The organism is Streptomyces sp. NPDC047525, from assembly GCF_040643025.1.
GTDB lineage: Bacteria > Actinomycetota > Actinomycetes > Streptomycetales > Streptomycetaceae > Streptomyces > Streptomyces durmitorensis.
Genome location: NZ_JBEYTL010000006.1, coordinates 62384 through 71433 on the forward strand (window position 1 = coordinate 62384; position 9050 = coordinate 71433).

8 protein-coding genes are annotated in these 9050 nt (G+C 72.8%); 3 read left to right on the forward strand and 5 right to left on the reverse strand.

The genetic code is table 11. The features are described from left to right. Position 1: 1 nt before the first annotated feature. From ABZ833_RS18435 to ABZ833_RS18455, 5 genes are all read right to left on the reverse strand, one after another. On the reverse strand, positions 2 to 1054 hold the full coding sequence (locus tag ABZ833_RS18435) for a dipeptidase (protein WP_361047707.1): 1053 nt from the start codon (positions 1052 to 1054) through the stop codon (positions 2 to 4). Then, positions 1051 to 2025, reverse strand: coding sequence for an ABC transporter ATP-binding protein (locus tag ABZ833_RS18440; RefSeq protein WP_361047710.1), 975 nt, complete (start codon positions 2023 to 2025; stop codon positions 1051 to 1053). Before ABZ833_RS18440 ends, ABZ833_RS18435 begins: the two co-directional genes overlap by 4 nt. After that, positions 2022 to 4052 (reverse strand): dipeptide/oligopeptide/nickel ABC transporter permease/ATP-binding protein, encoded by a 2031-nt coding sequence (locus ABZ833_RS18445; RefSeq protein ID WP_361047713.1) that lies wholly within the window; start codon positions 4050 to 4052, stop codon positions 2022 to 2024. Before ABZ833_RS18445 ends, ABZ833_RS18440 begins: the two co-directional genes overlap by 4 nt. Before the next feature lie 3 nt (positions 4053 to 4055). Continuing rightward, entirely contained in the window at positions 4056 to 5057 is a 1002-nt protein-coding gene (locus ABZ833_RS18450) for an ABC transporter permease (RefSeq protein ID WP_249591287.1), read from the reverse strand. A gap of 172 nt (positions 5058 to 5229) precedes the next feature. Continuing rightward, positions 5230 to 5934, reverse strand: a complete 705-nt coding sequence (locus tag ABZ833_RS18455; protein ID WP_361047715.1) for a VTT domain-containing protein — start codon at positions 5932 to 5934, stop codon at positions 5230 to 5232. A 49-nt stretch (positions 5935 to 5983) separates the two neighbouring features. On the opposite strand from ABZ833_RS18455, the gene ABZ833_RS18460 reads away from it, so the two are divergent. The 3 genes from ABZ833_RS18460 to ABZ833_RS18470 all read left to right on the forward strand — a co-directional run. Then, positions 5984 to 6682, forward strand: a complete 699-nt coding sequence (locus tag ABZ833_RS18460; RefSeq protein WP_361047717.1) for a DNA alkylation repair protein — start codon at positions 5984 to 5986, stop codon at positions 6680 to 6682. A gap of 323 nt (positions 6683 to 7005) precedes the next feature. After that, a complete protein-coding gene (gene tuf / locus ABZ833_RS18465; protein ID WP_361047719.1) occupies positions 7006 to 8175 on the forward strand; it encodes an elongation factor Tu in 1170 nt (389 codons plus the stop codon). A 134-nt stretch (positions 8176 to 8309) separates the two neighbouring features. Then, a partial coding sequence (locus tag ABZ833_RS18470) for a fused MFS/spermidine synthase (RefSeq protein ID WP_361048729.1) occupies positions 8310 to 9050 on the forward strand: 741 nt, incomplete at its 3' end.

Consider the following 9050-nt stretch of genomic DNA (forward strand, 5'->3'; position numbering starts at 1 on the left):
GTCAGGAGGCGGGCTGGCCCAGACCGTCACGGAAGAGGCGGAGCACGTTGCCGCCGAGGACCCGGGCGACGTCGCCGTCGGCCCAGCCGCGCCGCAGCAGCCCCTCGGTCACCAGCGGAAGCCCGGCGGGACCTTCGAGGCCGGGCAGGAACTGGTCGGTGCGGACGCCTTCGATCACGGGGTGCGCGCAGCAGGGCGGGGTGGTGTCGGCCATGACCTCCTGGACGAAGTCCGGGCCGAGACCGACGTGATCGAGGCCCGCGACGTCCGCGAGGTGTTCGATGTGGTCGACGAGCCGGTCCAGGGTGTAGTCGCTCTCGTGGAGGAACGGGGCGAAGAAATTCACGCACACCACGCCGCCGTTCGCGGCGGTGGCCTTCACCTGGTCGTCGGTGAGATTGCGGTGGTGGTCGCGCAGCGCACGCGCGGAGGAGTGCGTGGCGATGACCGGCCGCGATGCCAGCTCCAGCACGTGGTCCACACCGGCCGCACCGAGATGGCTGATGTCGAACATCATGCCGATGCGCTCCATCTCGGCGAGTGCGGCCACGCCCGCCCGGGTCAGCCGGCTCCCGGCCGCGTCCTCGCCGCTGCCGTCGGCGAGCGGCGTACGTCCGAAGTGGGCGAGGGAGGCGATCCTTACACCCAACCGGTAGAGGGTCTCCAGGAGTTCGACGTCCTCGGCGACGCCCGGCGCGCTCTCCAGGGCGAGCACGAGCGCGATCCTGCCGTCGTCCAGGGCGGCGTCCACCTCGGCGCCGTCGCGGCAGAGCCGGACCGCGTCGGCGTTGCCCGCGGCGATGCGGTGCGCGGCCTCGATCATGCGCAGCGTCTGGCGCAGCGCTCCCTCGGGCCGGTACGTGTCGTCGATGAACACCGGAAGGACCTGTACGTTCACGCCGCCCGCCAGGAGCTGGGGCAGCCACCGCTCGCGGAAGAACGCCGCCCACTGGTCGACGGGCCTGGCCGTCACCGCGCAGAGCAGGTCGTTGTGGGTGTCGGCGACGACGCTGCGCCGGTGCAGCTGGGCGGCTTCGCTCGGTGCCGTGGTCATGTCCGGGTTCCCTTCGGCTCGGCGGGTTCCCCCGCGAAGTGACAGGCCGCCAGGTGCGGACGCCGCTCGGCGTCCTGCGCGGGGTCGGCGGTGCGGCAGAGGTCGCGGCCGGCCCTGGCGAGGGGGCCGAGCGCGCACCGCGGGTGGTAGCGGCAGCCGGGCGGCGGGCGGTGCGGGTCGCTCGGCTCGGCGTCGGCGGTGCCCTCGGCACCGTTGTCCTCGAACAGAGGAGTGTTCCAGGACGGGGCGGCGCTCAACAGGGCGCGGGTATAGGGGTGTTGAGGATCGGAAAGCACCTGTTCTGCGGGTCCCGCCTCGACGATCCGCCCCAGGTACATGACGGCGATGACGTCGCTGAGATGGCGCACGACGGCGAGGTTGTGCGAGATGAACAGCATGGACAGGCCCAGACGCTGCCGTACGTCCCGTACGAGATTGAGCACGGCGCCCTGCACCGACACGTCGAGCGCTGACGTGATCTCGTCGGCGATCACCACCCGCGGCCTAGCGGCCAACGCGCGGGCCAGCGCCACGCGTTGGCGCTGACCGCCGGAGAGCCGGCCGGGCAGCGCGGCGGCGCGGTCCGGGTCGAGATTGACCAGTTCGAGGAGCCGCGCGACCTCGGCCCGCTTCTCCCTCGCCCGCTCGCCGCGCGGCATCGCCTCGCATATCGAGGCGCCGACGCTCATGCGCGGGTCCAGCGAGGAGTACGGATCCTGGAACACCATCTGCAGCGGACGGTGCCCCGTCAGGTGCCGTACGTCGGTGCCGTCGAGCAGCACCCTTCCCGCGCTGAGGGGCGCGAGGCCGACGGCGCTGCGGGCGAGCGTCGACTTCCCGGACCCCGACTCGCCCACGAGGCCGACCACTTGGCCGGACGGCACGGTCAGGCTGACGCCGTCGACGGCGGTGAGTCCGCCGCGCCGGCTTCCGTACCGCACGCTCACCTGTTCAAAGACCAGCTCGCTCACGCGCCACCTCCGGCGGCCTCGACGTCGACATGTGCACCGCTGCCCGCAGCCGGACGGGGCTCGGGCCCGACGCCCTGCGGATGCCAGCAGGCCACGCGATGCGCGCCTTTGCCGCAGCTCACGTCCGACGGCGCCGGATCCTCGGCCCGGCACCGCTCGTCGGCGAACGCGCAGCGCGCGGCGAACGCACAGCCCGCGCCCACCTGGCCGGGCTCCGGCGGCCGCCCCGGGATGACCGCGAGCGGCGCGTCCCGGTCCGTGTCGAGCGCCGGTACGGCGGCCAGGAGCGCCCGGGTGTAGGGGTGGCGCGCGGAGGTGCGCAGACCGGCGGTGGGCAGGTCCTCCACGATCCGCCCGGCGTACATCACCAGGACCCGGCGGCAGCTCTGCGCCACGACGGTGATGTCATGGCTGATCAGCAACAGCGCGGCGGGGACGCCCTGTTGACCTGCCCCGGCCTCGCCCTGCCGCGGCACCCCGGCCGCACCCTCTTGCCGCGCCCCGGCTTCGTTCTCGCGCACCTGGGCGAGCAGCCGCAGCACCTGGCGCTGCACGGTGACGTCCAGAGCAGTGGTCGGCTCGTCGGCGATGACCAGGCGCGGCTCGCCCATGAGCCCCATCGCGATCATCGCCCGCTGCCGCATGCCGCCGGAGAACTCGTGCGGATACTGGCGTGCGCGGCGCTCGGCCGCCGGCACCCGCACCTCGCGCAGCCGCTCGACGGCCCGCGTGAGCGCCTTGCCGCGGGAGAGCCCCTGGTGCTGCTCGGAGACCTCGGCGAGCTGGCGTCCGATCCGCCGGGTCGGGTTGAAGGAGGTCATCGGATCCTGGAAGACCAGCGCGAGCGACGTACCGAGAAGGCCGCGGGCCTCGGCGTCGGACGCCCTCAGGAGCGGCGTACCGAGGAAGTCCAGGCGAGCCGCGGACACGACTCCCGGTGCCTCGATCAGCCGGGAGACACCGAGCGCGGTCAAGCTCTTCCCGGAGCCGGACTCACCGACCACCCCGACGGATTCCCCGGCGCCGACGGTGAAGCTGACGCCCCGCACCGGCGTCACGGGCCCCGACGCACCGGGGAAGGAGACGCGCAGATCCTCCACGACCAGGACGGGGTCGCTCGCAGCGGACTCCGTCGACACGGCCACCGTCGCCGCGCCCTTGGCCTTCCGGGAAGCGGGAACCTTCGGAGCCGCCGAAGCGCGCGCCCCCACCACCCCCGCCACCGTCTCCCCGAACAGATTGAACGCGAGCCCGGCGACCACCACGGCGACCCCCGGCGCGAGGGCGGCCGTCGGATTGACGTAGATCTGGTTGAGCCCCTCCCCGAGGAGCCGCCCCCAGTCGTACTCCGGTGCCTGCACCCCGATGCCGAGGAACGAGAGCCCGGCGAAGGCGAGCAGCGCCATGCCCGCGCCGATGGTGGCGTTGACCACCAGCGGTTCAGCGATGTTGGGCAGCACGTGCCGCAGAAGGAGTCGGATCCGCCCCACCCCGGCCACCCGCGCCGCCGCCACGAAGTCCCGCCCCGCGATCCCCGCGGCCAGCGTCTGCGTGAGGCGGGCGAACGCGGGCGCCATGGCGAGCCCGATGGCGAGCACCGCGCCCTTGGCCCCGACCCCGAAGATCATGGCGAAGAACAGGGCGAGCAGCAGCCCGGGGAAGGCCACGGCGATGTTCACGACGGAGGTCACCAGCCGTCCCGCCCACCGGGGGAGCACGGAAGGCGCCGTCCCCAGGAGCGTGCCGGTCACCACCCCGATCGCCGTGGCCGTCAGGGCGAGCAGGAGGGAGAGCCGCGTCGCGACGAGGACGCGGGCGAGAATGTCCCGCCCCAGGCTGTCCGTGCCGAGCAAGTGCGCGGCGGTCGGCCCCTGTTGGAGCGCGTCCACGTCCACCGCCGACGCCCGGTCGCCCCACAGGACGGGCGCGAACAGGGCAAGGGCGAGCAGCAGCACGAGCAGCGCGGCGGAAGCGGCCCCCACGGGCGTGCGCACGACGGCCAGGATCTTCGTACCGGCGTTCCGCATGGCTCAGGCCTCCCGGATCGTCGAGCGCGGATCGAGCAGGGCCAGCACCACGTCGACCAGCAGATTCACGGCCAGTACGCCGATCCCGTAGACGAGGACGATCCCCTGCACCACGGGGTAGTCCTTCTGCTGGATCGACTGCACGATCGTCGAGCCGAGGCCCGGCCACGCGAAGACGTTCTCCACCAGGACCGTCCCGGCCACCAGGCTCGTCAGGACCAGGCCGCCCATGGTCAGCGTCGCGGTGAGCGCGTTGGGCAGCGCGTGCCGCGCGTAGATCCGCCGGGCGGGCAGCCGTTTGGCGCGTGCCGTGCGGATGAAGTCGTCGCCGAGGACCGCCAGCATCTCGACCCGCACGATGCGCGCGAGGACGGCGGCGGGGCCGACGGCCAGCGCGAGCACGGGAAGGACGTACGAAGCGAAGCCCCCGCGCCCGGCCACGGGGAACCACCCCAGGTGGACCGAGAACACGTAGACGAGCCCGACCGCCAGCAGGAATTCGGGCACGGCCGCCAACAGCACGCTGGTGGACGTGAACGCCAGCTCCCCGCCCCTGCGCCGCCCGCCCCGGGTCAGGACGGCCATCACCACGCCGACCGGAACCGCCACCACCATGGCGACGGCGAACGCCGCGAGGGCCAGTTGGGCGGTCGCCGGCAGGCGGTCACCGATCTGCTGCGACACCGGCAGGCCGCTCAGGACGGACGTCCCGAAGTCACCGCCGCACACCGAGCGCAGGTAGTGCCAGTACTGGGTGAGGAGACCGTCGTCGAGGCCCAGCGCGTGGCGCCGGGCGTTCACCGTCTCCACCGGCGCCGTCATGCCGAGCGCGGAACGCACCGGGTCCCCGGGCATCAGATGGATCATCGCGAAGGCGGCGGTCACCACCACCCACAGCGACACCACGAACCGCCCGAGCCGCCGCCCGAAGAAGGACAGCCACGGGCTTTCCAGCACTCCGGCCGACGCACCTGGTGGTGCGGGCCTGGCAACCACTGTGGACACCGGCAACGACCTCCGTCGGACTCCGTGTCGGATGACTCCGTGTCGGAACCCAGCGAGTGTCGCGTCAGTCAGGCAGCGGGCGATTCGTTCCCGCGCACAAGAAGAACCGCTCGGCTCGTGCCACAGGACAAGCCGGTCGCGCCCGCGCGGGACGCGCCTTGTGGCTGCGGGGCTAGCGGCCCCGCAGCTGGTGGCGCTTGAACCATGCCACCAGTGCGCCCGCGAGGCCCGTCACCGCGATGAAGCCCATCGCGACCAGGAAGGCCGGGGACGTCGGCGTCGACGCGCGGGCGCCCGCGATGACGTACGCGGCGGTGTTCGGGATCGACCCCAGGCCGGTGGCGAGCAGGAACGGCAGCCATCCCATGCGGGAGACCGCCGCGCAGTAGTTGGCGGCCGCGAACGGCACCCCGGGGAACAGCCGCGCCGCCAGCATCGACCGGAAGCCGTGCCTGCTCAGCTGACCGTCGGCCGCCTGGAGCCAGCGCCCGCGGAGCAGCGGGCGCAGCGCGTCCTGCCCCAGCATCCTGCCGAGCCCGAAGGCGATTCCGGCGCCGAGGACCGTGCCCGCGAGCGCGGCGGTGAGCCCGGCCTGCGAACCGAACAGGGCGCCCGCCGCCAGATTGAGCAGCGGACGCGGCACGAACGCCGTGGTGCACAGGCCGTACGCGACGGCGAACACCGTCACGGCGGCGACGCCGCCCAGCTGCCGGAGCCCTCCGTCGGACAGGAGCCGCTGCGGCTCGAAGAGCAGCACGCACGTCCCGGCCGCCGCGAGCAGCACCACCAGCAGAGACAGCCGCGACCAGGGCGAGAGCAGCGCCCTGGAACAGCGCACGGCGAAGCCCTGCGGGCGGGTGGCGGCGGTGTCGAGCATCCGGGGAGACTAACCGACAAGTGTGTGTGATCGCCGTATGGTGCGTCTCATGAGCGTCACAGTCCCGGGCAGCGACTTGGCGGACACCGTCATGGAACGGCTCACCGCGACGTACCCGACGGCGGCCGATCCGGACCGGGCCCAGCAGGCACGGGCGTACATGAAGGACGTCGCCCCCTTCCTCGGGCTGCCGTCGCCCCTGCGCCGCGAGCTGGCCCGCACGGTCCTCGCCGGGCTCCCGTGCCCCGACGAGACCGACTGCACGGCGATCGCGCTGCGCTGCTGGGAGCTGCCGGAACGCGAGTACGCGTACTTCGCTGTCGACTACCTGCGCCGTCACGTGAAGCACCTCTCGTCGGGCTTCCTGCCGGTCGCCCGCCACCTCGTCACGACGGTCTCCTGGTGGGACACGGTCGATGCGCTCGCCGCGCACGTCGTCGGCGGTCTGGTCGCCGCCGACCCGAAGCTCAGGGCCGAGATGGACGCCTGGGTCGAGGACGAGAACCTGTGGGTGGCCCGCACCGCCCTCCTCCACCAGCTCCGGTACAAGGACGCCACCGACACCGAACGTCTCTTCGCCTACTGCCTGCGCCAGTCGGGCCACCCCGACTTCTTCATCCGCAAGGCCATCGGCTGGTGTCTGCGCGAGTACGCCAAGACCGATCCGGACGCGGTACGCGGCTTCGTCGGGCGTGAGCGCGGACGCCTCGCGCCGCTCTCGGCGCGCGAGGCCCTCAAGAACCTCTGACCGCACCGGACTTCACGCCCACCCGGACCGCACGGACGACCCGGCGAAAACCATTCGACGTACCCCCGGCCGTCGGCAATGATCTGCCACATGTTCCGGTACGCCTTTCACGCAGCTTCGCCCGCAGTCGCGGGCGCTGCGGAGGCTGCCGTCCTCCACTTCGCCGCACTTCCTGTCGACGGCGCCCGACGCTGACCCTCCCCGGACACTCCGGCGGACCCCATAGGGGGAGGGTCGGTTCGGCCCCGGGGTCCCCGTCCCGAGCGCGCACGCGATGACGTGAGCCCAGGACTTCAGCTTCGAGTTCCCCAGAAGGAACCGCCATGTCCAAGACGGCATACATCCGCACCAAGCCCCACCTCAACATCGGCACGATGGGCCACGTCGACCACGGCAAGACCACCCTGACCGCCGCCATCACCAAGGTCCTCAGCGAGCGCGGCACCGGCACGTTCGTGCCCTTCGACCGCATCGACCGCGCCCCCGAGGAGGCGCAGCGCGGGATCACCATCAACATCGCACACGTCGAGTACGAGACCGACACCCGGCACTACGCCCACGTCGACATGCCGGGCCACGCCGACTACGTCAAGAACATGGTCACCGGCGCCGCGCAGCTGGACGGGGCGATCCTCGTCGTCTCCGCGCTCGACGGGATCATGCCGCAGACCGCCGAGCACGTCCTGCTCGCCCGCCAGGTCGGGGTCGACCACATCGTGGTCGCCCTCAACAAGGCGGACGCGGGCGACGAGGAGCTCACGGACCTCGTCGAGCTGGAGGTGCGCGAGCTGCTCTCCGCGCACGGGTACGGGGGCGACTCCGTCCCGGTCGTACGGGTCTCGGGGCTGAAAGCGCTTCAGGGCGACCCACGGTGGGCCGCCGCCATCGAGGCGCTGCTCGACGCGGTGGACACCTATGTGCCCATGCCCGAGCGGTACGTCGACGCGCCCTTTCTGCTCTCGGTGGAGAACGTGCTCACCATCACCGGGCGCGGAACCGTCGTCACCGGAGCCGTCGAGCGCGGCCAGGTGCGGGTCGGCGACCGGGTGGAGGTGCTCGGAGCGGACACGGAGACCGTCGTCACCGGGCTCGAGACGTTCGGCAAGCCCATGGAGTCCGCGCAGGCCGGCGACAACGTGGCCCTGCTCCTGCGCGGTGTGCCACGCGACGCCGTACGACGCGGGCACGTCGTCGTGGAGCCGGGGAGCGTCAGTCCCAGCAGCCGCTTCACCGCCCAGGTGTACGTCCTGTCCACCAAGGAGGGCGGACGGTCGACGCCGATCGCGACCGGCTACCGGCCGCAGTTCTACCTCCGCACCGCGGACGTGGTCGGCGACGTCGACCTCGGCGACGCCGCCGTGGCCCGGCCCGGCGACACCGTCACCATGACGGTCGAGCTCGGCCGCGACATGCCCCTGGAGACGGGGCTCGGCTTCGCGATCCGCGAGGGCGGGCGCACCGTCGGCGCGGGCACGGTGACCGAGGTCGGCTGACGGCCGCGCTGCCCGCCCGGCTCGGGGGATCCACCCCCGGGCCGGGCGGGCACAATGGAGCGGTGACTGAGGACCAACACGCGGACGAGGCGATAGCCGTCATCAAGGACGTGGATCACGGCACCGCCAAGCTGATGCCGGACGTGGACCGGCCCCGCGCCTGGCTGCTCACGGTCGACGGGGCGCCTCAGTCGTACGTCGATCTTGACGCGCCCACGCATCTGGAGTTCGAGTACGCGCAGCGGCTTGCCCACGTCATCGACACCGCGGCCGACCCCGACCGCCCCCTGGACGTCGTCCACCTCGGCGGCGGCGCGCTCACCCTGCCCCGCTATGTCGCCGCGACCCGGCCAGGGTCGCGCCAGGACGTGGTGGAGGCGGACCGGGGGCTGCTCGAACTCGTCACCGAGCGGCTGCCGTTGCCCGCGGACCCCGGGATCACCGTGCACGGCGCGGACGCCCGGCAGTGGCTCGAAGCGGCGGCACCCGACAGCACCGACGTACTCGTCGCCGATGTCTTCGGCGGCTCGCGGGTGCCCGCCCATCTGACGTCGGTGGCCTACGCGCGCGCCGCGGAGCGGGTCCTGCGCGTGGGCGGCGTCTACGCGGCGAACCTCGCCGACGGGGCGCCCTTCGGCTTCCTCCGCTCGCAGCTCGCCACCTTCGCCGAGGTGTTCGGGCAGGTCGCGCTGATCGCCGAGCCGACCGTGCTGCGCGGCCGCCGGTTCGGCAACGCGGTGCTCGTCGCCTCGCACGAAGCGATCGAGGTCGAGGCGCTGGCCCGGCGGGCGGCGGCCGACGTCTTCCCGGCGCGCGTCGAGCACGGGGCGGCGCTGCGCCTGTTCACCGGTGACGCGAAGCCGGTGCGGGACGAG

Coding starts and splice junctions, on each gene's coding strand:
- ABZ833_RS18435 (WP_361047707.1), bottom strand. CDS start 1,054: ATGACCACGGCACCGAGCGAAGCCGCCCAGCTGCACCGGCGCAGCGTC.
- ABZ833_RS18445 (WP_361047713.1), bottom strand. CDS start 4,052: ATGCGGAACGCCGGTACGAAGATCCTGGCCGTCGTGCGCACGCCCGTG.
- ABZ833_RS18455 (WP_361047715.1), bottom strand. CDS start 5,934: ATGCTCGACACCGCCGCCACCCGCCCGCAGGGCTTCGCCGTGCGCTGT.
- ABZ833_RS18460 (WP_361047717.1), top strand. CDS start 5,984: ATGAGCGTCACAGTCCCGGGCAGCGACTTGGCGGACACCGTCATGGAA.
- tuf (WP_361047719.1), top strand. CDS start 7,006: ATGTCCAAGACGGCATACATCCGCACCAAGCCCCACCTCAACATCGGC.